The organism is Streptomyces marispadix, assembly GCF_022524345.1.
Lineage (GTDB): Bacteria > Actinomycetota > Actinomycetes > Streptomycetales > Streptomycetaceae > Streptomyces > Streptomyces marispadix.
On record NZ_JAKWJU010000002.1, the window covers coordinates 4,892,897 to 4,916,547 of the forward strand.

17 protein-coding genes are annotated in these 23,651 nt (G+C 69.6%); 6 read left to right on the forward strand and 11 right to left on the reverse strand.

Annotated features, from left to right (window positions below; translation table 11 throughout):
- The first annotated feature begins 92 nt into the window (after positions 1-92).
- The 4 genes from MMA15_RS20610 (at position 93) to MMA15_RS20625 (ending at position 4,369) form a co-directional block, all read left to right on the forward strand.
- On the forward strand, positions 93-1,061 hold the full coding sequence (locus MMA15_RS20610) for a tetratricopeptide repeat protein (protein ID WP_241061618.1): 969 nt from the start codon (positions 93-95) through the stop codon (positions 1,059-1,061).
- Between the two features lie 643 nt (positions 1,062-1,704).
- Complete coding sequence (locus tag MMA15_RS20615) at positions 1,705-2,322, forward strand: DUF6230 family protein (RefSeq protein WP_241061619.1); 618 nt, start codon at positions 1,705-1,707, stop codon at positions 2,320-2,322.
- Between the two features lie 111 nt (positions 2,323-2,433).
- Positions 2,434-3,069, forward strand: a complete 636-nt coding sequence (locus MMA15_RS20620; RefSeq protein WP_241061620.1) for a DUF6114 domain-containing protein — start codon at positions 2,434-2,436, stop codon at positions 3,067-3,069.
- Positions 3,059-4,369 (forward strand): hypothetical protein, encoded by a 1,311-nt coding sequence (locus MMA15_RS20625; protein WP_443732556.1) that lies wholly within the window; start codon positions 3,059-3,061, stop codon positions 4,367-4,369. The genes MMA15_RS20620 and MMA15_RS20625 overlap by 11 nt, the downstream gene beginning before the upstream one ends.
- Positions 4,370-4,624: 255 nt before the next feature.
- Here MMA15_RS20625 and pyk read toward each other — a convergent pair whose 3' ends face one another.
- The 3 genes from pyk to pta all read right to left on the reverse strand — a co-directional run bounded on the left by pyk (position 4,625) and on the right by pta (position 9,647).
- On the reverse strand, positions 4,625-6,052 hold the full coding sequence (pyk, locus tag MMA15_RS20630; protein ID WP_241061622.1) for a pyruvate kinase: 1,428 nt from the start codon (positions 6,050-6,052) through the stop codon (positions 4,625-4,627).
- 62 nt (positions 6,053-6,114) lie between these two features.
- The gene (locus MMA15_RS20635; protein WP_241061623.1) at positions 6,115-7,356 is read right to left on the reverse strand and encodes an acetate kinase; all 1,242 of its coding nucleotides are present in this window, start codon (positions 7,354-7,356) and stop codon (positions 6,115-6,117) included.
- 170 nt (positions 7,357-7,526) lie between these two features.
- A complete protein-coding gene (gene pta / locus MMA15_RS20640) occupies positions 7,527-9,647 on the reverse strand; it encodes a phosphate acetyltransferase (protein WP_241061624.1) in 2,121 nt (706 codons plus the stop codon).
- 354 nt (positions 9,648-10,001) lie between these two features.
- Between pta and MMA15_RS20645 the strand changes: the two genes are divergently transcribed.
- Positions 10,002-11,027 carry an ATP-dependent 6-phosphofructokinase gene (locus MMA15_RS20645; protein ID WP_241061625.1) on the forward strand — a complete coding sequence of 342 codons (1,026 nt, stop codon included), beginning with the start codon at positions 10,002-10,004 and terminating at the stop codon, positions 11,025-11,027.
- 49 nt (positions 11,028-11,076) lie between these two features.
- Here MMA15_RS20645 and MMA15_RS20650 read toward each other — a convergent pair whose 3' ends face one another.
- The 7 genes from MMA15_RS20650 to MMA15_RS20680 all read right to left on the reverse strand — a co-directional run bounded on the left by MMA15_RS20650 (position 11,077) and on the right by MMA15_RS20680 (position 18,919).
- A complete protein-coding gene (locus tag MMA15_RS20650) occupies positions 11,077-11,397 on the reverse strand; it encodes a DUF6191 domain-containing protein (RefSeq protein ID WP_241061626.1) in 321 nt (106 codons plus the stop codon).
- 55 nt (positions 11,398-11,452) lie between these two features.
- Positions 11,453-12,361, reverse strand: a complete 909-nt coding sequence (locus MMA15_RS20655; protein ID WP_241061627.1) for a carbohydrate ABC transporter permease — start codon at positions 12,359-12,361, stop codon at positions 11,453-11,455.
- Between the two features lie 6 nt (positions 12,362-12,367).
- Positions 12,368-13,201: a carbohydrate ABC transporter permease gene (locus tag MMA15_RS20660; protein ID WP_241063326.1), complete on the reverse strand. Its 834-nt coding sequence runs from the start codon at positions 13,199-13,201 to the stop codon at positions 12,368-12,370.
- A 98-nt stretch (positions 13,202-13,299) separates the two neighbouring features.
- Positions 13,300-14,673 (reverse strand): extracellular solute-binding protein, encoded by a 1,374-nt coding sequence (locus MMA15_RS20665; RefSeq protein ID WP_372498277.1) that lies wholly within the window; start codon positions 14,671-14,673, stop codon positions 13,300-13,302.
- A gap of 235 nt (positions 14,674-14,908) precedes the next feature.
- Positions 14,909-15,934, reverse strand: a complete 1,026-nt coding sequence (locus tag MMA15_RS20670) for a chitinase (RefSeq protein WP_241061628.1) — start codon at positions 15,932-15,934, stop codon at positions 14,909-14,911.
- Positions 15,935-16,271: 337 nt separating this feature from the next.
- A complete protein-coding gene (locus MMA15_RS20675; protein WP_241061629.1) occupies positions 16,272-16,994 on the reverse strand; it encodes a response regulator in 723 nt (240 codons plus the stop codon).
- Positions 16,991-18,919 carry a sensor histidine kinase gene (locus tag MMA15_RS20680; protein ID WP_241061630.1) on the reverse strand — a complete coding sequence of 643 codons (1,929 nt, stop codon included), beginning with the start codon at positions 18,917-18,919 and terminating at the stop codon, positions 16,991-16,993. The genes MMA15_RS20675 and MMA15_RS20680 overlap by 4 nt, the downstream gene beginning before the upstream one ends.
- 302 nt (positions 18,920-19,221) lie before the next feature.
- Between MMA15_RS20680 and MMA15_RS20685 the strand changes: the two genes are divergently transcribed.
- Positions 19,222-20,649 carry a cation:dicarboxylate symporter family transporter gene (locus tag MMA15_RS20685; RefSeq protein WP_241061631.1) on the forward strand — a complete coding sequence of 476 codons (1,428 nt, stop codon included), beginning with the start codon at positions 19,222-19,224 and terminating at the stop codon, positions 20,647-20,649.
- Positions 20,650-20,774: 125 nt separating this feature from the next.
- Here MMA15_RS20685 and glgB read toward each other — a convergent pair whose 3' ends face one another.
- Complete coding sequence (gene glgB / locus MMA15_RS20690) at positions 20,775-23,543, reverse strand: 1,4-alpha-glucan branching protein GlgB (protein WP_372498363.1); 2,769 nt, start codon at positions 23,541-23,543, stop codon at positions 20,775-20,777.
- Between the last annotated feature and the right edge of the window lie 108 nt (positions 23,544-23,651).

The window sequence follows — 23,651 nt, forward strand, 5'->3', positions numbered from 1 at the left end:
CAGGCAGCGACCGACAGGCGCAGCGACCACGTCACGACCGGTCGGGGACCGGCGCGGCACACACCACGGCGGGAAAGGGGGAGACTGGACTCATGCAGCCACGCAACATGTCCATGAGCGGAGTGGTCGACCTCTCCGCGGTGAAGGCGGCCGGTGAGGCCAAGCAGAAGGCAGAGCAGGCCAGGGCGGCACGCGCCTCGCAGCAGGGCGACGGGCCCGTGGCCCCCGTGAGCCTGGTCGTAGACGTAGACGAGGCGGACTTCGAGGCCCAGGTCCTCCAGCGTTCGTCGGAGGTGCCCGTTGTCATCGACTTCTGGGCGGAGTGGTGCGAGCCGTGCAAGCAGCTCTCGCCAGTGCTCGAAAGGCTGACGCGGGAGTACGGCGGACGCGTGCTGCTCGCGAAGATCGACGCCGACAAGAACCAGATGCTGATGCAGCAGTTCGGCGTCCAGGGCATCCCCGCGGTGTTCGCGGTGGTGGCCGGGCAGGCGCTGCCGCTGTTCCAGGGGGCCGCCCCCGAGGCGCAGATCCGCCAGACGCTGGACCAGTTGATCCAGGTCTCCGAGGAGCGGTTCGGCATCACCGGACTCCAGGGCGCCGTAGCCGAGGAAGGTGCCGAGGAGGCCGCGCGGACGCCCGCGCAGCCGGAGGACCCGGCGCTGGCGGCGGCTCAGCAGGCCCTGGACTCGGGCGACTTGAACGGCGCGATCCAGGCGTATAAGAACGTCCTGTCCGACGACCCCGGCAGCACCGAGGCCCGGGTCGGCCTCGCCATGGCCGAACTGCTCCGCCGTGTGCAGGACTTGGACGCACAGCAGGTGCGCAAGGAGGCCGCGGACAGTCCCTCCGACGTCGACGCCCAACTGCGGGCGGCGGACCTGGACATGGCCGGCGGTCATGTGGAGGACGCCTTCGGCCGACTCGTGGAGACGGTGAAAAGGTCCGCTGGAGACGACAGGGAGACTGCGCGAGTCCGGCTTCTCGAACTCTTCGAGGTGATTGGTGCGGAGGATCCGCGGGTAGTCACCGCGCGTAGTGCCCTGGCGCGCGTGCTGTTCTGACCGACGCTTGCGACTGCGCACGCCCGGTCACGACTCGTGGTTTTAGCGACATCAGCGGCTGTGTTTTGCCAAAACTTGGTAATCGCAGCCGCTGTTACTCGTAGTAAGTGACCACGAGCGCTTTCTTCTTGGATGTCCGGTTGGTTCCGGGCTTTGCGACCAGGGGGTGGCGACCCTGTGTGTCTGCCCTATGCTGATCGGCCGCCGGGCAGTTATCTGGCCGTTACTCACTGGTAACGCACCCCCTTGTGCGCAGGCTTCGGATGGACCACGATCGGCCAAGCTCGGTCCATTGCCCGCAGCCCGGCAACCATTCGGTGCTTTGCAGGCTTTGGATCCCCACCGGGCAAGACCGGCACGCGACTTGAGCCCCATCCAGCACCATCGCCGGTCTTACGGACAGGGGGGTCTCTGCCGAACTCGGCAGGGCCTGTCCGATAAAGCAGGTTGCGCGAGAGCGTGGCCAGTGGTTGTCGCTCGGGGGTGATCGCCGACAGCTCGGACGTGACGTATCCGTACGTCTGTCGATGACGGCGCTCTCCTTCCCGAGGACGTAGCACTTCTCCCATCCCAGGTCAGGGAGCGGGCCGTTCAGGAGCGGTTCGTCCAGGCCGGAGATGTACGTCCGAGAAGGAGGAAAGTCATGGAGTCCCTGGCTCGTGGCGGGACCAGATGGAAGCGGTTCGCCGTCGTCATGGTGCCGAGTGTCGCTGCAACCGCAGCGATAGGTGTGGCACTTTCGCAGGGTGCGCTGGCGGCGTCGTTCAGCGTCTCCGGCCAGCAGTTCAAGGTCAGCGCTGACCGTCTGGACGGCAAGGGCTTCGTCCAGTACGGAGCCGTCGACTCGACCAAGGCCGGCAAGAAGCCCGTCGCGGTGGTCGGCTTCAACGAGGCGAAGATCAGGAATCTTTGCCAGTCCGTCGTCGTGCCGGTACCGGCGTTCGGCGACGTGACGATGAAGCTGGGCGCGGGTGCCGACGCCGCCGCCCCGGTCGAGGCCAAGAAGCTCTACATCGATGCTGATGACATCGGCGCCAACGCGCAGTTCAACAACATCGACATCGGCGTCGCGGCGGACAGCACCTCGAAGGGCCCCGGCCCGTCGAAGGGCGACAAGTACGCGCCGGGTTCGTTCGCTCAGCAGGCCGACAGCGCGACATTCACCGATGTCAAGCAGCGTGCCTGGGCGACCACCGCCGGTACTTTCAAGCTCAGCGGCCTGAAGATGGCCGTGAAGAAAGGCAAGAACGAGTGCTACTGACGCGCACTCACTGACTGGACGGGTGTGGCGCGGCTGCTCCTTGCCGCCCCGCGCCCGTCCGGTCTGCTCCACCAACGCAAGCTTTGTGCCAGTCCCGAGGAGCTGTACGACATGAGCGCCGAGACGCGACAAAGGCTGACGACCGGATTCGGCCAGAAGCGCAGTTCGTTCCGGGACTGGCGTGGACAGCGCCCGTTCTGGGGCGGAATGCTGACGCTGCTCGCCGGCATTCCCATCATGTACATCCCGTACCAGAACCTGACGTTGGGTTCGCTGACGATCCGGATGTCGACGACCGCGGGCGCCGGCTCGCTGATCATCGGTGTCCTGCTCGTCGTACTCGGGCTGACGATGTGGTTCCAGCCACAGTCTCGGGTCTTCGCCGGTATCGCGGCGATTCTGCTGTCCCTTGTTTCCCTGGTCGTCTCGAACGTCGGCGCCTTCATGATCGGGTTCCTGCTGGGACTGATCGGCGGTGCGCTGGGTGTGTCCTGGGGGCCGGGAAAGCCCCTCGCGAAGCGTGAGGGCGACGACGGTGACGAGTCCCCGGACGCCGTCGACGCGTCCGCTCGCAGGACACCTTCGAGCCCCACGTACTCCTCGTCGCCCGGCGACGCGGACAGGGACGTGGACTCGGACACCGGCCGTCTGAGGGGCACGGCCCAGGACGACCTTTCAGTCTTTGGAACGGCTTCGTCGACCGGAGCCGATGCGAACCACGGGAACGGGAGGCACCGTGCCGGGTGACGAGGTTCATGAGGAGGCGGTGCCGTCGGCGCAAGAAGCGTCCGACGCCGGCCGCGGAAGAATCGGGCCGCGCCACGCGGCGCCGAGGAGGCCGCTGCTGAACCGCCTGCATGTCCCCGCGGGGAAGGCGATCGCCCTCGCCGCCATGCCGTCCGCGGTCCTGATGGGGATGGGGCTGACGCCCCAACTGGCCAGCGCCAAGCCGTTGCCCAAGAACCCCTTCAAGGGCGGCTCGTGCGTGTCTCAGCCCGACAAGGACGAGAACGCGGACGAACAGGCCAAGGAGAAGGCAGAGAGGGAGAAGGCCGAGAAGGAGAAGGAGCAGGACGAGGCCGGCAAGCCCGGCTCCGGCTCCTCCAAGCCCGGTTCCGGCTCGGGCTCCTCCAAGCCTGAGCCGAGCCCCTCACCGTCCGGTGACGGCGGCGGCAGCGGCGGCAGCGGCGGTTCCGAGGACCCGTCGCCGAGCCCGTCGCCGTCCGAGCCCGATGAGGACGAGGACGAGGGCGACGACGACGGCGGCCTCCTCGGCGGCGTCGGCGACGCGATCGGCGACATCCTCAGCCCGGAGGAGAAGGAAGAGAAGGCCGAGGAGGAGAAGGCCGAAGAGGCCAAGCAGGAAGAGGAGAAGGCCTCTTCGGACTCGGACTCCACTGCCTCCAAGGCGGGCAAGCCCGTCGAGGACGCCGTCGGCAAGGTCGGCGACGGTCTCAAGGACACCACCGACAAGCTCGGCGAGGGCGTCGAGAAGGTGGGCGAGGACGCCAAGGACAAGCTGCCCACCGCGGGTGACAAGGCGGCGCAGGGCAAGGCCGGCAAGGACGGCAAGGCGTTCCCCTGCGTCGAGGAGAAGAAGTCCGCCGGCAAGGACGAGCAGACCCCGAACACGCTGCCCAACGACCCGTGGACGCTGAAGGCCAGCTCGCTCGGCCTGCACGGCCTGGACTACAAGGGCGTCGTCAACATCCGTACGCAGGACGGCAGGACGAAGCAGGCGCTGAAGTTCACCGCCAGCAGCGTCGACATAGGCGACCTGCACCAGATCGTGAAGGGCCCGGACGGCACCAATTACCACGTCCAGGCTGCCAAGGGCTCCACCTCCACGATCCGGGGCGGCAAGGTGACGATGTACACCGAGCGGCTCAAGGGCAATCTGTTCGGGCTGATCCCGATCGTCTTCGACCCCGAGCACCCGCCGCCGCTCAACATCCCCGAGGCGTACTTCACGAACGTCGAGGTGAGCCAGGCAGGTCAGTTCGGCGGCAACCTCACGGTGCCCGGACTGCACCAGACGATCGACTGATCCGGCCGGGTCCGGTCCGCGGAACGAGCCGGCCGCGCGCGGCAGCACGCGCACGAAGCACGAGCACGAGCACGACATACGCAACAAGAACGACTGAAGCGCCGACACAGCAGACTTCAGCCGGGAGCCGCATACGGCAGGGCCCGCGACCTCTCAACGAGGCCGCGGGCCCTGCTGCTTGGCGCCGACGGCTGCCGGGCCCGGCCGCCCGGGTCTCCCGCCCGCGGAGCGCGTCCGCGGGCGGCCGGCGCCGCGTCAGCTCGTGGTGTCGCCCAGGTGGTGCACCCGCACCATGTTCGTGGTCCCGGGGACGCCGGGAGGCGAACCGGCCGTGATCAGCATCGTGTCGCCCGCGTCGTAGCGCTGGAGCTTCAGCAGCTCCGCGTCGACCAGTTCGACCATCTCGTCGGTGTGCTGCACATGCGGCACCACATACGTCTCCACGCCCCAGCTCAGCGTGAGCTGGTTGCGCGTCTCGGGCTCGGTGGTGAAGGCGAGGATCGGCTGGCAGGCGCGGTAGCGGGAGAGCCGCCGCGCCGTGTCACCGGACTTGGTGAACGCCACGAGCGCCTTGCCGTCCAGGAAGTCCGCCATCTCCGCCGCGGCGCGTGCCACCGAACCGCCTTGTGTACGGGGCTTCTTGCCTGGTACGAGGGGCTGGAGCCCGCGGCTGAGCAGCTCCTCCTCGGCGGCCTCCACGATCTTCGACATCGTCTTGACCGTCTCCACCGGGTACTGGCCGACGGACGACTCCGCCGAGAGCATCACCGCGTCCGCGCCGTCGAGGATGGCGTTGGCCACGTCGGACGCCTCGGCGCGCGTGGGACGGGAGTTGGTGATCATCGACTCCATCATCTGCGTCGCGACGATCACCGGCTTGGCGTTGCGGCGGCACATCTCGATCAGGCGCTTCTGCACCATCGGCACCCGCTCCAGCGGATACTCCACGGCCAGGTCGCCGCGTGCGACCATCACGCCGTCGAAGGCCATGACGACGTCCTCCATGTTCGCCACGGCCTGCGGCTTCTCGACCTTGGCGATCAGGGGGACCCGGCGGCCCACCTCGTCCATGATCCGGTGCACGTCGCGTACGTCGGCTGCGTCCCGTACGAAGGAGAGCGCCACCATGTCGCAGCCCATGCGGAGCGCGAAGCGCAGGTCCTCGACGTCCTTGCCGGACAGGGCGGGGACGTTGACCGCGGCGCCCGGCAGGTTGATGCCCTTGTGATCGGAGATCACGCCGCCCTCGATCACGATGGTGCGCACTCGCGGGCCGTCGACCTCGGTGACCTGGAGGGCGACGTTGCCGTCGTTGATCAGTACGGAGTCGCCCTTGGTGACGTCGCCGGGAAGGCCCTTGTACGTGGTGCCGCAGATCGTCTTGTCGCCCGTGACGTCCTCGGTCGTGATGGTGAACTCCTCGCCGCGCACCAGCTCGACGGGACCCTCGCCGAAGGTCTCCAGGCGGATCTTGGGGCCCTGGAGGTCCGCGAGCACGCCGACGGCGCGGCCGGTCTCCTCCGCGGCCTTGCGGAGACGGTCGTACCGCTCCTGGTGCTCGGGCTGACTGCCGTGGCTCATGTTGAAGCGGGCCACGTTCATGCCGGCCTCGATCAGCGTCTTCAGCTTCTCGTAGGAGTCGACGGCTGGGCCCAGGGTGCAGACGATTTTGGAACGGCGCATAAGGGCGATCCTAACGGTTTGTTCAAACGCGAAACGTATCGGGGGTGAAGTGGATCACGGGGTCAGCGACGGGCACCGGGCCCCTCCTCGCTGACCAGTGCGTAGGTCTGCTGTGCGATCTCCAGCTCCTCGTCGGTCGGTACGACGGCCACCGCGACGCGGGCGCCCTCGGGCGAGATCAGTCTGGGCTTCCCGGAGTCGGGGCCCTGCGGCCGCGCCTCGTTCCTCGCGTCGTCGAGGCGCAGGCCGAGCCCCTCCATGCCCTCCAGCGCGGCCCGGCGTACCGGGGCGGAATTCTCGCCCACCCCCGCGGTGAAGGCCACGGCGTCGACCCGGCCCAGCACCGCGCAGTAGGCGCCGATGTACTTCTTCAACCGGTGGACGTAGACGTCGAAGGCGAGCTTCGCCGCCTCGTCCCCCTCCTCGACGCGGCGGTGGATCTCCCGCATGTCGTTGTCGCCGCACAGGCCCATGAGTCCGCTGCGCTTGTTCAGGAGCTCGTCGACCCCGTCGACCGACATGCCCGCGACCCGCACGAGATGGAAGACCACGGCGGGGTCCACGTCACCGGAGCGGGTACCCATCACCAGGCCCTCAAGCGGGGTCAGCCCCATCGAGGTGTCCACACAGCGCCCGGCCCGAACGGCGGAGGCCGAGGCGCCGTTGCCGAGGTGCAGCACGATCACATTCGCCTCGGAGGGGTCCTTGCCCAGCAGCTCCGCGGCCTTGCGGGAGACGTACGCGTGCGAGGTGCCGTGGAAGCCGTAGCGGCGCACGCGGTGCTCGTCGGCGGTGGCGGCGTCGAGCGCGTAGCGGGCGGCGTGCTCCGGCATCGTCGTGTGGAAAGCGGTGTCGAAGACGGCGACCTGCGGGACCCGCGGATTGAGCGTCCTCGCGGTGGTGATGCCCTCCAGGTTCGCCGGGTTGTGCAGCGGCGCCAGCGGGATCAGGCGCTCGATCTCCGCGAGCACGGCGTCGTCGACGAGCGTGGGCCGGGTGAACGCCTGGCCGCCGTGCACCACCCGATGCCCGATCGCCGCGAGCCTCGGGTCCTCAAGCCCGTAGCCGTCCGTCTCCAGCTCCCGTGAGACCGCCCGCAGCGCTGCCTCGTGGTTCGCGAACTCCTCGGCGCGCTCGCGGCGTTCACCTCCTGAAGCCAGCGGGGAGTGCGAGATCCGCGACTGCTTCTCGCCGATGCGCTCCACGATGCCCGCGGCCAGCCGCGAGCCGTCGGCCATCTCCAGTAGCTGGTATTTGACGGAGGAGGAACCGGAGTTGAGTACGAGGACACGGGTCGCGGTCACGGGCGGCTCGGCTTTCTGCGTTGTCCGGTGTTCGTCCGGGTTGTCCGGTGTTCGTCCGGCTGGTCCGGCGCCCGTCCGGCGCCGGACATACGGAAGGGACGGCGTACGGGGGCTGTCTGCTGCGCGGGGGCCGGGCGTACGGCAGGGCCGGCGCGCGCCCCGGCAGCGCGCTAGACGATATCCCCGCCGCGCTGTGCCTGTACGGCCGTGATCGCGACCGTGTTGATGATGTCGGAGACCAGCGCGCCCCGCGAGAGGTCGTTGACGGGTTTGCGCAGGCCCTGGAGGACCGGCCCGACGGCGACGGCGCCCGCCGAGCGCTGCACCGCCTTGTAGGTGTTGTTGCCGGTGTTGAGGTCCGGGAAGACCAGCACGGTCGCGCGGCCCGCGACCTGCGAGCCGGGCAGCTTCGCCGCCGCGACGGACGGATCGACCGCCGCGTCGTACTGGATCGGCCCCTCCACCAGCAGGTCGGGCCTGCTCTTGCGCAGCAGCTCGGTGGCCTCGCGCACCTTGTCGACGTCCGTGCCCGAGCCTGAGGTCCCCGTCGAGTACGACAGCATCGCGATGCGCGGCTCGACGCCGAAGCGGGCGGCGGTCGTCGCCGACTGGGCGGCGATGTCGGCCAGTTGCTCCGCGTCCGGATCGGGGTTGACCGCGCAGTCGCCGTAGACGAGCACGCGGTCGGCCAGGCACATGAAGAACACGGACGAGACGATCGAGGCGTCCGGGCTGGTCCTGATCACCTCGAAGGCCGGGCGCACGGTCGCCGCCGTGGAGTGCGCGGCGCCGGAGACCATGCCGTCGGCCAGGCCCTCGCGGACCATCAGCGTCCCGAAGTAGGAGACGTCCGCGACGACGTCGTGGGCGAGTTCGAAGGTGACGCCCTTGTGTGCGCGCAGCTCGGCGTACGTACCGGCGAAGCGCTCCCGCAGCGGCGAGGACTGCGGGTCGACGATCCGGGCCGACGCTTGCGTGCCCGAGGGCAGTTCGGTCTCGCCGAGCAGTGTCAGATCGACGCCGAGTTCCGCGGCGCGCCTGCGCACGGCCGTGTGCTCGCCCAGCAGCGTCAGATCGCAGATGTTGCGGCGCAGCACGACCTCGGCGGCGCGCAGCACGCGCTCCTCCGTGCCCTCGGGGAGGACGATGTGGCGCCGCTGGCCCCGCGCCCGCTCCACGAGCTGGTGCTCGAACATCATCGGCGTGACGCGCTCGCCCCGTACGACCGCGAGCCGCTCCGCCAACTGCCCCGTGTCGACGTGCTGTTCGAAGAGCCCCAGCGCCACCTCGGCCTTGCGCGGCGTCGCGGCCGTCAACCGGCCCTCCAGCGCCAGCAGTTCGGCCGCCGTGGGGAACGAGCTGCCGGAGACGCCGAGTACGGGCGTGCCCGGCGCGAGGCGTGCCGCGAGCGCCATCGTCTCCGGGCCGGGCAGCTCGCCGAGGGTGAGCAGGACCCCGGCGATCGCGGGGGAGCCCGCGGCGTGCGAGGCCAGGGCGCCGACGACCAGATCCGCACGGTCCCCCGGGGTGATGACCATGCAGCCCTCGGTCAGGGCGGGCAGGAACGCGGGGAGATGCGCGCCGCCGAAGACGAAGTCCCGTACATCGCGGGCGAGCGCGGCGGGATCGCCGAGCAGCATGTCGGCGCCGAGCTTGTCGCGTACCTGCGCGACCGTCGGCGCGGAGAGCGCGGGCTGTTCCGGCAGCACATAGACCGGTTCGGGGAGTTGGTCCTCCAGGAGCCGTACGGCCTGAGCACGCTCGCCGCCGCGCACACGGTTCGCCACCGTCGCCACGACGTCGCAGCCCAGCGAGGCGAACGCGTGGTGGGCGTTGCGCACTTCGGACGCGACGGAGTCGGCGTCCTGGCCCTGGCCGGAGACGACGGGCAGCACCGAGGCGCCGAACTCGTTGGCCAGGCGGGCGTTGAGCCCCAGCTCGGCGGGGAGCTGGGTGTCCGCGTAGTCGGTGCCGAGTACGAGCACCGCGTCGTAGCCCTCGGAGGCGGCGTGGAACTGCTCCACGAGCCGCGACACCAGCTCGTCCTCGCCGCGGCCGGCCTGGAGCGCCGCCGCCTCCTCGTACGTCATGCCGAAGGCGTTGTCGGTGGGCTGGGTGAGCCGGTAGCGGCTGCGCAGCAGTTCGTAGAGGCGGTCGGGGCCGTCGTGCACCAGCGGGCGGAAGACCCCGACGCGGTCCACCCGGCGGGTCAGGAGTTCCATGACTCCCAGCTCGACGACCTGCCGGCCGTCGCCCCGGCCGATTCCCGTCACGTACACGCTGCGGGTCACGGGTGTTCTTCCTCTCGTCGCGGGACGGTACGGCCGCTGCCACCGGCCGTGGAATAGTTGGTTCCCGGGAGAACCGCCCCGACCCGCCTCCCCCTCGAAGCCGCGTGCGAGGGCGCCCCTCCGTGCCCCAGACCGTACCCGCGCGTCCGTACGTACGGCCTCGCCGGTACGGGCACGGGAAGCGCAAAGGGGAGCCCGGGGGAACAGCCCTGGAGGGTCCGAAGGGCGGACAGGCTGTGCGACGTGTGTTCAACACATGAAACACTCGCCCTCGGCTCGACCCCATGGATCAAGCAGCAGCAGCGGCCCGTACGAACCGCGGTGCCGCTCACCGACCCAGGAGACACAACCCCCATGCGCATCGGAGTCCTCACGGCAGGCGGCGACTGCCCCGGTCTGAACGCCGTGATCCGTTCCGTCGTCCACCGGGCCGTGCACGACCGGCACGACGAAGTGATCGGTTTCGAGGACGGCTTCACGGGGCTGCTCGACGGCCGCTACCGCAGGCTGGAGACCAACGACGTCGCCGGCATCCTCGCCCGCGGCGGCACCATCCTGGGGTCCGCGCGGCTGGAGCGGGACCGGCTCCGCGAGGCGTGCGAGAACTCCGAGGAGCTGATCGAGCGCCTCGGGCTCGACGCCCTCATCCCCATCGGCGGCGAGGGCACGCTGACCGCGTCCCGGATGCTGGCCGACGCGGGCCTGCCGGTGGTGGGCGTACCCAAGACCATCGACAACGACATCTCCGCCACCGACCGCACCTTCGGCTTCGACACCGCCGTCGGCGTCGCCACGGAAGCCATGGACCGGCTCAAGACGACCGCCGAGTCGCATCAGCGCGTCATGGTCGTCGAGGTGATGGGCCGCCACGCGGGGTGGATCGCCCTGGAGGCGGGCATGGCCGCGGGCGCGCACGGAATCTGCATCCCGGAGCGGCCGTTCGAGGTCGCGGACCTGGTGAAGATGGTCGAGGAGCGCTTCTCGCGCGACAAGAAGTTCGCCCTGATCTGCGTGGCCGAGGGCGCGGTCCCCGCCGAGGGCTCGATGCCCTACGAGCGCGGCGTGATCGACCAGTACGGGCACGAGCGCTTCGTCGGCATCGGCAACCGCCTCGCCAGCGAACTGGAGTACCGCCTGGGCAAGGAGGCCAAGCCGGTCATCCTCGGCCACGTCCAGCGCGGCGGCACACCCACCGCATACGACCGCGTGCTCGCGACCCGCTTCGGCTGGCACGCGGTGGAGGCGGCGCACCGCGGCGACTTCGGCCAGATGACGGCGCTGCGCGGCACGGAGATCGTGATGACGCCGCTTGCGAACGCGGTGAGCGAGCTGAAGCGGGTGCCGCAGGACCGCATGGACGAGGCGGAATCGGTCTACTGAGCGCCGTCCCGCGAATGACGCCCCCCACCGCAGCCCCGGCCGCGGTCGTCTAAGGCGTGCGTCCCGGCAGCCGTACCACGGCGGTCCCGCTGTCCAGATCGATCCTGGTGCGGTTCGGCGGGGCGCCGTCCTCCTCGTCGTCCCGCAGCATCAGCGCGGACTGGCGCTCCTTCAGCTCGTTCTGCTTTCCGGCCGAGAAGCTCGCGTGAAGCTGCTCGAACCCCACCGCGGACACCTGTCCTTGACGTCCGGGGTTGCGCCACGGCAGCACGCGGGTCCGGCCGATCTGGAGCAGAAGCTGATCGGTGAAGGCCAGGACGGTGAGCAGTATCACGAGCCCCGGCAGAGTCATGAAGACGATGAAGGCCATGCCTCAGTCTCGGGAAGGCGGCCCGCCAGGGGAAGCCCCGGCGGGCCCTGTGCGCTCAGCCCTTGACCGCACCGCCGAGCGTGAACCCTCCGCCCAGCCGCTTCGAGATCAGGATGTACAGCAGCAGCACCGGCGTGGAGTAGAGGATCGAGAACGCGGCGAGCTCACCGAAGGCGATGGAGCCGAGGTTGCCGAAGAAGGTGAAGATGCTGACGGACGCGGGGAGTTGCTCGGGCGTGATGAGCAGCATGAACGGGACGAAGAAGTTGCCCCACATCTGGATGAAGCTGTAGACGGTCACCACGGCGAACCCCGGACCCATCAGCGGGAGGATCACCTTCGTCAGCGCCTGGAACCAGCTCGCTCCGTCCGTCCAGGCCGCCTCCTCCAGCGCCACTGGCACGCCGTCCATGAAGTTCTTCATCAGCCAGATCGCGAAGGGCAGTTGGGACGTGGCGAGGAAGAAGGACGTGCCGTGCATGGTGTCGATCAGGTTGACCTGAACGAAGAGTGCGTAGACCGGCACCATGACGGCTGTGATCGGCAGGCAGGTGCTGAAGAGGATGGTCAGCAGGTACGGGCGGGAGAAGCGCGCCTTGTAGCGGGAGAGGGGATAGGCGGCCAGCGCTGCCGCCGTCACCGTCATCAGCGTCGCACTGCCGCACAGCAGCATGCTGTTGAGCATCGGCGTGAAGGTGATCTCGTCGGTGAGCACCTTTGAGAAGTTGTCGGCGGTGAGGCCCGACGGCGGTGCGACCTTCATGGACGGGTCGGTGTCGACCGACGCGAAGATCAGCCACAGGAGCGGGAGCACGAACGCCCCCAGGATGACGAGCAGTCCGAGGTCGGCGGCCAGCCGCTGCCGCGTGGTGCGGCTGAGCTTCGAACCTGGGCGTACCCGGGGCCGCCGGGGAGCCGGCCCCGCCGCGGCCTCGGGGGCGGGGGCTTCGGAGATGGCTGCCATGCGGTCTCAGACCTCCTCGCGCATCAGGCGCAGATAGACGACCGAGAACAGCGCGCCGACCACCAGCAGCAGCAGCGCCACCGCGGTGCCGTAGCCGATGAGGGACTTGTTGAACGCCTGGTCGTACATGAAGATCGGCAGCGTCTGGCTGCGGTTGCCCGGACCGCCTCGCGTCATGGCCCAGATGAGCCCGAAGACCGAGAGCGTCTGGAGGGTGTTGAGCATCAGATTGGTGCCGATGGAGCGGCGGATCATCGGCAGCGTGATGTGCCACAGCCGCTGCCAGGAGCCGGCGCCGTCCACCTCGGCCGACTCCGTCACCTCTTTGGGGATCTCCGAGAGCGCCGCGGAGTAGACGAGCATCGAGAAGGCCGTACCCCGCCAGACGTTCGCGAAGGAGACGGCCATGATCGGCAGTGTGAACAGCCAGTTCTGGGACGGCAGATGGAGGAACGCCAGGATCTCGTTGAGCGTGCCCTCCTTGCTGAAGAAGGTGTAGAGCAGAAAGCCGGCCACGATCTCCGGGAGCACCCAGGCGCAGATCACGACGGCCCCGGTCACCGACCGTACGAACTTGGTCGAGCGCGCCATCAGCGAGGCCAGCGTCAGCCCGAGCGTGTTCTGGCCGAGGATGGACGAGACGAGGGTGAAGATCAGCGTCAGGACGACGGAGTTGCGGAAGTTCGCGTCCCCGAAGGCCTTCTTGAAGTTGTCGAATCCGACGAAGGATGCCGAGGCCTGCCCCGTCAACTGCATGTCGGTGAAGGCGATGTACGCGCAGTAGGCGATGGGCCCGGCGAGGAAGAGCAGCAGCAGGACGGTCGCCGGGGTGATGGGCAGCCATCGCCACGGGTTCTGCCGTCGTGCGGGCCGCCGGTCCCGGGGCGGTTCTGCCCGCCCCGGGACCTCCCTGCCGACGGCGGCGAGGTCGGTGGTGCTCACTTCTCGACGACCGCTCCGTCCGTGATCGACTCCAGTTGCTCGTCATAGGACTTGGCGGCCTCTTCGACCGACGAGTCCCCGGTGGTCACGCCTTCCATGGCCTCCTGGATGGCGGTCGAGACCTGGGGATAGACGGGCAGCGTGGGACGGTACTCGGTGTTGTCGACCCGCTTGGTGAAGAACTTGATGCCGGGCATCGACTTGAGGTACTTCGGGTCGGCCGCGACATCCTCGCGCACTGCGATCTGCGCCCCGCGAACGCACCATTCGACCGCGTTCTTCTGGCTCTGCATGTGCTGGATCATCTTCCAGGCCAGGTCGGGGTTCTTCGACTTCTGGGGAATCGACCAGGTCCAGCCGCCGGACATGCTCACCTCGCCCGGGGCCTCCCCGTTCTGGGTCGGCATGGGGGCCATGCCCATGGTCTCGTCCCACTCGGGCCACGGGCTGCCGCCCGTCTTGAGCCACTGCTGCCCGAGCCAGGAGCCGTCGAGGGCGATGGCGAGCTTCTCCTTGGGCAGCAGGTCGGTGACCACCTTGGTCTGCATGGTCGGGCTCAGCGCCTGGTCGACCTCGGGACCCAGCTTCTCGCCGTAGACGGTCTTGACGAAGTCCAGGCTGTCCTTGAAGCCCTTGCTGCCCTTGACCCACTTCTTCGACTTCTTGTCGTACAGCGGGTCCTGGCCGGTGCCGTACAGCAGCATCTCGAAGCCCTGCATGGCGGCGGCCTCGCCGACTCCCTTGCCCGTGAAGACGTTCAGCGGGATCTTGTCCGGTGCCTTCTTCTTGACCGTACGGGCGGCCTCGAGCACGTCGTCCCAGGTCTTGGGCTGCCAGTCCTCGGGCAGCCCGGCCTTCTTGAATATCTTCTTGTTGAACCACAGCGCACGGGTGTCGGTGCCGTCGGGGATGCCGTAGATCTTTCCGTCCTGCGCCTTGGCAGCCGTCTTCGCCGTGGAGTCGAACTTCTTCCAGTCGTCCCACTTGCCGACGTAGTCGTCCAGCGGGCGGAGATAGCCGCTCTTGATGTCGGAGTTGATGAGGAAGGTGTCCTCGTAGACCAGGTCCGGCGCGGTCTTCGGGGAGCGCATCATCTGCTGGAGTTTTGTGACGTAGTCCTGGGCGGAGGCCTGGATCGGAATGATCTTGACCTTCTTGCCCTTGTTCTTCTTCTCGAACTCCTCGGCCATGTCTTTGACGTAGTTGTCCCTGACGGTGACCTTGTTGTCCGTGTCCTTCGGGAAGGCGATCTTGATCGTGTCGGGATCGCCGGCCGCGCCCCCGCCGCAGGCGGTGAGAGTGCCTGCGGCGAGGACGGCGGCGATGCTGAGGACCAGGGGAGAGGTGGAGCGCGCGGGCATCACGGACATGACGGGCATGACCTCCTCGGGCCACGGCCGTTTGGCGCCACCGAGAGGGGCCGCAGGCCGCGTGGGGCTGCTTTGTCCGTACAATCTCCCGGTCCGTCGTGTTCAGGTCAATGGCCGTGCGGACGCGCAGTTCAACACCGTGACAACGTTGTTATGAACGTTTTCGGCCACGCGTGCGGAGCGCGCCCTCATGACCGCCCGTCGCGGACCGGGAGCCGGACGCCCGTGGCCATGCTCAACCCGTATAGCCCGCAAGGATCTTGGAGAACTCCCAGGGCTTCTGGTCGATGCCGCCGCAGGAGTCGGCGCCGCCGCCGTCGCAGGGGCGGTCGCGGTTGACGGACCAGAAGCTCGCCCGCGCCAGGTGGTGTTCCTTGGCGTAGTCGACCATCGCCTGGAAGTCGGACGGTGACACCGACTCACCCTCCACGTCGGTCTTGCCGTTCATGGAGGAGAAGCCGACCTTGCGGTAGGCGTCGTCGGTGGAGATGCCGTACGCCTCGCCTACCGTCTTGGCCAGGCCGTCCACCGCGGACTTGGTGGCCGCCGCCATGTCGGTGGTCCCGTCGCCGAAGTCGAACGGCATGATCGTCCAGCCGTCGACGTCGAGTCCGGCGTCGGCGCCCTTCTTGATGAGGTCCTTGCCGTTGGCGTTGGGGCCCTGTGGCGTCGTGCCGAAGGTCAGATAGACCTTGGTGTCAGCGTCCTTCTCCTTGACGATCTTCAGTGCGTCGATGACGCGCTGGCGGCTCTCGGCGTTCTCGAACTCCGTCGACTCGATGTCCACGTCGATCGACTTCAGCCCGTACGCGTCGATGACCTTCTGGTACGCGCCGGCCAACTCCTCGGCGCTGGAGCACACTTCGCCGAGCTTGCTGCCGCTCCAGCCGCCTATGGACGGGGTGATGTCGCCGCCCGCGTCCTGTACGGCCTTGATGGTCTCTGCGTCCTGGCCGCCCTCCAGTGGCCTGCTGCCGTCCCAGGCGGGCGAGCAGCCGCCGTCGGAGAGGACGAACGCCATGGTGAGCTGGGTCAGGCCGGTCTCCTTGAGCAGGTCGGCGGCCTTCGGCGGGTTGCCCCAACCGAGGTAGAGATACGGGCCGTTGAGCCCGCTCGGTGCGGCGGCCTTCGCCTTGGCGGTGTCGTTGCCTTCGCTCTTGTCCGCGGTGGCGTACGCGTTGACCGCGAGGGCCGCCGAGCCGGTGAGGGCAGCGGCGAGCGCGAGTGCGATCCGTCTGCGCGGCGTGAGGTGGGGGGCCACGTCGAACTCCCGTCGTGAATGCGGAAATCGGTTGGGGATCGGATGGGGCTTCAAGCCGGTACCGGTCAGGATCGGGCCGGGGCCGGTTCCGGGATGCACGGACGGTCCGGGGACAAGCGGCGCCGTCCCGGAAGCGTGGTGCGGAGCCGCACGCTAGCGTGCTCGCATTGGTCCAGACAATAGAAAGGTAAGGAAAGGTTCCAGTTGATCTCGCGGGGTCTGTGCCCCTCAAGCCCTCCAGGTCCCCCAAGTAGTTCGCTGGGTCCTTCGAGTCCCGGGGTGCCCGGACGGGCTCACCACGGTCCGCTCAAGTCCCGGCCCGCTCGCGCCCGTTCGCTCATCCCCGCCAGCGGTAGTGAAGCTCCGGGCGCCCCACCTGCCCGTAGCGCGGGCTGCATTCCGCGCTGCCGTCCGCGACCAGATGCTCCAAGTAGCGCCGTGCGGTGATCCTGTTGACGCCGAGGGCCTCGGCCGCCGCGCTCGATGAGAGCCCCGCCTCGCCTGCCTCGCGCAGCGCACCCGTCACCGCTTCCAGCGTCACCGCGCTGAGTCCCTTGGGCAGAGCGGAGGTCCGGGGTGTGGCGCGCAGTCCCGAGAGCGCCGCGTCCACCTCGGCCTGACTGGCCGCCTCACCGCGGGCGTTCGCCGTCGTAGAACGGAACTCCGCGTAGCGGCGCAGCCGTTCGCGCAGCGCCGGGAAGGTGAAGGGCTTGAGCACATGCTGTACGACGCCCAGTGAGACGCCCTCCCGCACCACGGCCAGATCGCGGGCGGAGGTCACCGCGAAGACATCCGTCGTACGGCCCGCGGCACGCAGCGAGCGCAGCAGCGCCAGCCCGTGACCGTCCGGCAGATACAGGTCCAGAAGGATCAGATCGACCGTCGTACGCTCCAGCACGCGCAGCGCCTCGGCGCGCGAATGCGCAACGCCCGCTACGGCGAAGCCCGGTACGCGGGTGACGTACAGCGCGTGTGCGTCGGCCGTCACCGGGTCGTCCTCCACCACCAGTACCCGGATCGCGTCCGCCTTCTCCGGGGGACCGCCCGTGGGGCCGCTCATCGCTCGCCTCCGGAAAGGGGCAGCCGTACCGTGAACTCCGCGCCGCCGTAGGGCCCTTGGCCGACCTCGACGGTGCCGCCATGGCGCCGCACCGTCTGGCGCACCAGGGCCAGGCCGAGACCGCGGGCGGGTCCGCGGGCCAAGTCACCGCGATTGCCGGGGTTCCCGGGGGTGCCGGACGCGGTGCTGCTGCCACCGCCGTTGCTGCTGTGGTTGCCGTCGCCGTCGCTGGCGCCGATTCCGTGGTCCTGGCCGCCGTCCGGCCGTGACGAGGGCGGGGACGACGACGGGGACGACGACCGGGACGACGACGGGGACTTGGTCGTCCAGCCCCGCTCGAAGACCGACTCGGCCGCCTCCCGCGGTACGCCGGGTCCCGAGTCGGCGACCTTGAGCAGCAGCGCGGCCGTGGCGCCGTCCGCGTCCCGTTCGCCGCATACGGTCACCCCCACACGTGAAGTGCCCTGTCGTGAAGTCCCCTGTCGTGAAGTCCCCTGTGCGGCACCGGAGTCGGCCGCCGCGTCGACCGCGTTGTCGATCAGGTTGCCCAGCACGGTGACCACGTCACGGTGGGGGAGGGAGGGCGGCAGCAGCCCGTCGTCGATGTGGCTGCCGGGGCTCAGCGACAGTTCCACTCCCCGCTCGCTGGCCTGTGCCGCCTTGCCCAGCAGCAGCGCGGCGAGCACCGGTTCCGCCACGGCAGCCACCACCTCGTCGGTGAGCGCCTGTGCCAGCTCCAGCTCCTCCGTGGCGAACTCCACCGCCTCGTCCGTACGGCCCAGTTCGATCAGGGAGACCACGGTGTGCAGCCGGTTCGCCGACTCGTGCGCCTGTGAGCGCAGCGCCTCCGCGAAGCCGCGTACGGAATCCAACTCGCCCGCGAGCGACTGGAGTTCGGTGTGGTCCCGCAGCGTCACCACGGTGCCGCGCTGCTCACCGCCGTCCACCGGCGAGGTGTTGACGACGATCACGCGGTCGTCGGTGAGATGAACCTCGTCGACTCGGGGCTCGGACGCCAGCAGCGCGCCCGTCAGTGCCCGCGGCAGCCCCAGGTCCGCCACGCTGCGCCCCAGGACCACGGGCGCTTCCCCGTCCCCCTGACGCCGGTCGCGCTCCCCGGCGCCGTCCCGTCCTCGTGCGTCTCGCTCTCCTGCGTCCCGTCCGGTGCCGCGCAGCCCCAGCAGTTCGCGCGCACCGTCGTTGACGAGTGCCACTCGCTTCTGCCCGTCCAGCATCAGCAGCCCCTCGCGCACCGCGTGCAGGGTCGCCTGGTGGTAGTCGTGCATACGACTCAGCTCGGCCGCGTTCATGCCGTGAGTGTGGCGCCTCAGCCGTGCGTTGATCACATACGTGCCTATGCCGCCGAGTGCCAGCGCGCCGCCCGCGACAGCGAGCAACGCCGCCACCTGGCGTCGTAGCTCCTCGGTGATGGTGTCCACGGCGATGCCCGCGCTGACCAGGCCCACCACCCGCCCGTGGTCCCAGATCGGCGTCACGACGCGAACCGACGGGCCGAGCGTCCCCGTGTACGTCTCGTGGAACGTGCGCCCCTTCACCGCCTGCCCTATGTGCCCGACGAAGCGGCCCCCGATCCGCTCGGGGTCGGGATGCGTCCAGCGGATGCCCTCGGTGTTCATGATCGTGATGAACGTGACTCCGGTGTCGTGGCGCACCTTCTCCGCGTACGGTTGCAGCTCCTCGCTCGGCCGCGGCCCGCGTATCGCCTCCCGTACGGACGGGGAACGTGCGATCGCACCGGCCGTCGCCGACGAGCGGTGGCGGGCCGACTCCTCCGCCTGCATACGGTCCGTGACGTAGGCGAAGACCGCGCATCCGGCCACCACCGCCGCGACCAGCACGACCTGCATGGCGAAGAGCTGCCCTGCGAGGCTCCTGGGAGGCCGGGGTGCACGGGGAGTGCGCATGCGGACAGTCTGCCTCGTGGAATTTCCGTGCACGTAATGCACGCAACCGTGACGCCCGTCACTACGGGGTGCATAGTCGCCGGGACTCGGGCCGAGCGCGGTCGGCCTCCGCCGAGGACGAGCCGGAGCGGTACGCCGGGTCAGAGCCGTAACGAAGCAGAAGCGGAAGCAGACGCGGAAGCGGAAGCCGACGCAGAGGCGAACGCGGAAGCCGACGCGGACCCAGAACGCGGAAGCGGACGCCACAACGCGGACGCCACAACGCAAACGCAACAACGCAGACGCAGAACGAGGAGCCCGACGTGTCCCAGCAGACACCGCCGGAGTCACCGGCGCCGCCCGAGCGGACCCGTACGAGGCGGGACCGCACCCACTATCTGTATCTGGCCGTGATCGGCGCCGTCGTGCTCGGAGTGGCCTTCGGCTTCATCGCGCCCGACACGGCGAAGGAGCTGAAGCCGCTCGGCGAGGGCTTCGTCTCCCTGATCACGATGATGATCTCCCCCGTCATCTTCGTCACGATCGTGCTGGGAGTCGGCTCGGTCCGCAAGGCCACGAAGGTCGGCGCCGTGGGCGGTCTCGCGCTGGGCTACTTCCTGGCGATGTCGCTGGTCGCGCTCGCCATCGGCCTGGTCGTCGGCAACGTCCTCGACCCCGGCCACGGCCTTCAGATCACCGACGAGGCACGCAACGCCGGCGCCGCCGAGGCCAAGGGCGCGAGCGCGAGCACGGCCGAGTTCCTGCTCGGCATCATCCCCACCACGATGGTCTCGGCCTTCACCGAGGGCGAGGTGCTGCAAACGCTCCTGATCGCCCTGCTTGTGGGCTTCGCGCTGCAAGCGATGGGGCCGTCGGGCGAGCCCGTGCTGCGGGGCATCGGCCACCTTCAGCGGCTGGTCTTCCGGGTGCTCGCGATGGTCATGTGGGCGGCTCCGGTCGGTGCCTTCGGCGCCATGGCGGCCGTCGTAGGCGAGACCGGACTCGACGCACTGAAGTCGCTCGCGATCATCATGATCGGCTTCTACGTCACCTGTGTCGTCTTCGTCTTCGGCGTGCTGGGCCTGCTGCTCAAGGCCGTCACCGGGATCAACGTCCTCGCCCTGTTCAGGTACTTGGCGCGTGAGTTCCTGCTGATCCTCTCCACCTCGTCGTCGGAGTCGGCGCTGCCGCGCCTCATCGCGAAGATGGAGCACCTGGGCGTCAGCAGGCCCGTAGTCGGCATCACGGTGCCGACGGGCTACTCCTTCAACCTCGACGGCACGATGATCTATCTGACGATGGCGTCGATCTTCGTGGCCGAGGCGATGGGCGACCCGCTGACGATCGGTCAGCAGATCTCGCTGCTCATCTTCATGTTCGTGGCGTCCAAGGGCGCGGCCGGTGTCACCGGTGCCGGTCTGGCCACGCTCGCGGGCGGCCTTCAGTCCCACAGGCCCGAACTCGTCGACGGCGTCGGCCTGATCGTCGGCATCGACCGCTTCATGAGCGAGGCACGCGCGCTGACGAACTTCGCGGGCAACTCGGTGGCCACGGTCCTGGTCGGCACCTGGACCAAGGAGATCGACCGGGACCGGGTGAAGCAGGTGCTGTCCGGGGAGCTGCCGTTCGACGAGTCCTCGCTCCAGGACACCGACGCGGGCGACGACGCGGGCGGTACGGGCGGAGAGGTGCCCGGGGCGCGCTCAGGTTCCCCGGCCGAGACGGTGTCCACCAGCAAGGGCGACGGCTGACGCGGCGGGCGCCGCGCCGCCGGACCACCGGTGCGCGCCGCCCGCCCGCGACTCACGCCGGGGCCCGCACGGTACAAGACCGTGCGGGCCCCAGGCGCAGGTCCGTCCCCCTCCTGCCCGTTCCGTCAGGCCGGGCGGAACCACATCGTCGTCAGCGCCGGAACATCCGGTGTGATCGACACCGGCTGCCCGTGCGACCGGTGCGCCTCGGCGGTGAACGTACGGGGGCCGGTCGTGTTCTTGCGGCTGCCGCCGTAGCGCACGTCGTCGGTGCTCAGCACCTCGCGCCAGCCGGAACCCCCGGTGTACGGCACGCCCAGACGGTACGAACTCACGGGCACCGCCGAGAAGTTGCTCACCGACAGCAGCGGATCGCCCTCGGCGTCGAAGCGCAGAAAGGCGAAGACGCTCGCACCGGCGCCGCCGCCAGCCCCCGCCGCGCCGCTGCTGCCGTCCTCGACCCAGGCGAACCCGGCCGGGTCGGCGTCCAGCTGCCACAGCGCGGGCGTGCCGGTGTAGCGGGCGTTGAGATCGCGCACCAGTTTCCGCACCCCCCGGTGCCCGTCCGCGTCCGCCGTGGACGGGCCCAGCAGCCGCCAGTCGGGGCCGCGTTCCTCCGACCACTCGCTGTCCTGCGCGAACTCCTGTCCCATGAACAGCAGTTGCTTCCCCGGATGCGCCCACATGAAGGCCAGGAACGCCCGGTGGTCCGCGCGCCGCTGCGACACGTCGCTGCCGGGCATCTTCGCGACGAGCGACCCCTTGCCGTGTACGACCTCGTCGTGGGAGACGGGAAGGATGAAGTTCTCGGCGTAGGCGTAGCTCATGGCCCGCGCCAACTGCCCGCCGCGGTGGGTGCGTTCGCCGGGCTCATGCCTCATGTACCCCAGCGAGTCGTGCATCCAGCCCATGTTCCACTTGAAGTCGAAGCCGAGACCGCCGAATCCGCACTCGCCCGGCTGGTCCGTCGCCCTTGTCACCCCGTCCCAGGTGGTCGACTCCTCGGCGGCCGTGACGACACCCGGGCACCGCCGGTGCAGCGTGGCGTTCATCTCCTGCAACAGCGCCACGGCGTCCGGATTCTCGCGCCCGCCGGAGGAGTTGGGCGTCCACTCGCCGGGGCCGCGCGAGTAGTCGAGATAGAGCATCGAGGCGACGGCGTCGACGCGGAGGCCGTCGATATGGAACTCCTCGCACCAGTAGACGGCGTTGGCCACCAGGAAGTTACGCACCTGGGGCCGCCCGAAGTCGAACTCCAGCGTCCCCCAGTCGGGATGCTCGGCACGCGAAGGATCGGGATGCTCGTAGAGGGAGGAGCCGTCGAAGCGCGCCAGCGCCCACTCGTCCTTCGGGAAGTGCGCCGGCACCCAGTCCATCAGCACGCCGATGCCCGCCCGATGCAGCGAATCCACCAGGTACTTGAAGTCGTCCGGGCCGCCGAGCCGCGAAGTCGGCGCGTAGAAGCCGGTGATCTGGTAGCCCCACGAGCCGCCGAAGGGATGCTCGGCGCACGGCATCAGCTCGACGTGGGTGAAGCCCGTCTCCCTTACGTACTGCGGCAGTTGGTCGGCGAGTTCGCGATACGTCAGTCCCGGGCGCCACGAGGGCAGATGCACCTCGTAGACGGAGAGAGGCGAGGCGAGCGGGTCGCCCGAGGCGCGGCGGTCGAGCCAGTCGCCGTCGCCCCAGCGGTAGCCGGAGGTGTGCACGACGGAGGCGTTCCCCGGCGGGGCCTCGGCGGACCGCGCCATGGGGTCGGCGTGCAGCGCTCGCGTTCCGTCGTGCCGTACGACCTCGAAGTTGTAGAGCGCCCCGTCCGCGACCTGCGGCAGGAACAGCTCCCACACCCCCGAGGCGCCGAGTGAACGCATCGGGCAGCCGGTGCCGTCCCAGCGGTTGAAGTCACCGGCGACGCGCACACCACGCGCGTTCGGAGCCCACACGGTGAAGCGGGTGCCGGTGACGCCGCGGTGGGTCATCGTCCGTGCGCCGAGCGCCCGCCAGAGCACCTCGTGTCTGCCCTCGCCGAACAGCCGCAGGTCCAACTCGCCCAGCGCGGGCGGCAGTCCGTAGGCGTCGGCGACTCGGACGGCCTCGTCGTCCGGCTGCTCGCCGTAGCGGACCAGCAGCTCGTACCGGGGAACAAGGGCGTCGGCGCCTTCCAGCCCGGTGGTTTCCAGCGCGCTGTCCGGTGCGCTGTCCCGTCCGTTGTCCGGTGCGCTTTCCGCTTCGGAGGGCGGGCCCGGGGTTGAGGCGACCACTCCCGCGAAGAAGCCGTCGCCCTCGTCGAGCAGTTCGAGCACGCGCTCGCCCTCTCCGCCGTGGCCGGCGGCCCCTTGTACGTGCGTGGGTTCGGGGGCGTCGCCGTGCGGGAGGACTACGGCCACCGAGCGTGCCGAGGGCCGCAGCACGCGGACGGCGATGTCTCCGTCTTCCGTGACGTGCGGGCCGAGGTGGGCGTGCGGATCGTCGTGGGTGCCCGCGAGCAGCCGTTCGCGGTCCTCGCCGGGCAGCGCGGGCGCGGCTTCGGCACGTGGCATCTCCCGTACGGGGCGCGGTTCTTCGGGCGCGGAGCCGGCATCGGCCGACCGCGGCGGCGCCGGTGCCGGGTCTCGCACGGACACGGGCTGGGGCTCGGGCTCGGGCTCGGGCGCGGCCTTCGGCCGGGAGCGGGAGGTATCCGGGCGCTCGCTGCGCTCCGGCGACGGCGGGGGCACGGCCGCGCCGCCCGCCCTCGTCGGCGCCGTCGCGCGCAGGGGCGTCGTGGCACGCGCCGTCGCCGCCCGCACGGCGGCCCGCTGCTGAGCCGCCGCCGGGCCCGGCAACCGCGTGCGCTGCCTGTGCGATCTGCCCTGCCCGTTCGGCCCGTTGAGCCAATTCGGCACGTTCGGCATGTTCGGCCCGCTCTGCCCGGTCGCTCCGTTCGATCCGGCGGCGGCGGACCCGCCGGGCGGATGTGCGGCCGGACCGGTCAGCGCGGCGAGCGTACGGCCCCAACGCAC

Excerpts from the sequence above, each read along its gene's own strand:
- MMA15_RS20610 (WP_241061618.1), top strand. The coding sequence starts at position 93 with ATGCAGCCACGCAACATGTCCATGAGCGGAGTGGTCGACCTCTCCGCG.
- MMA15_RS20615 (WP_241061619.1), top strand. The coding sequence starts at position 1,705 with ATGGAGTCCCTGGCTCGTGGCGGGACCAGATGGAAGCGGTTCGCCGTC.
- MMA15_RS20620 (WP_241061620.1), top strand. The coding sequence starts at position 2,434 with ATGAGCGCCGAGACGCGACAAAGGCTGACGACCGGATTCGGCCAGAAG.
- pyk (WP_241061622.1), bottom strand. The coding sequence starts at position 6,052 with ATGCGCCGTTCCAAAATCGTCTGCACCCTGGGCCCAGCCGTCGACTCC.
- MMA15_RS20645 (WP_241061625.1), top strand. The coding sequence starts at position 10,002 with ATGCGCATCGGAGTCCTCACGGCAGGCGGCGACTGCCCCGGTCTGAAC.
- MMA15_RS20650 (WP_241061626.1), bottom strand. The coding sequence starts at position 11,397 with ATGGCCTTCATCGTCTTCATGACTCTGCCGGGGCTCGTGATACTGCTC.
- MMA15_RS20655 (WP_241061627.1), bottom strand. The coding sequence starts at position 12,361 with ATGGCAGCCATCTCCGAAGCCCCCGCCCCCGAGGCCGCGGCGGGGCCG.
- MMA15_RS20665 (WP_372498277.1), bottom strand. The coding sequence starts at position 14,673 with ATGTCCGTGATGCCCGCGCGCTCCACCTCTCCCCTGGTCCTCAGCATC.
- MMA15_RS20675 (WP_241061629.1), bottom strand. The coding sequence starts at position 16,994 with ATGAGCGGCCCCACGGGCGGTCCCCCGGAGAAGGCGGACGCGATCCGG.
- MMA15_RS20680 (WP_241061630.1), bottom strand. The coding sequence starts at position 18,919 with ATGCGCACTCCCCGTGCACCCCGGCCTCCCAGGAGCCTCGCAGGGCAG.
- glgB (WP_372498363.1), bottom strand. The coding sequence starts at position 23,543 with ATGCCGAACGTGCCGAATTGGCTCAACGGGCCGAACGGGCAGGGCAGA.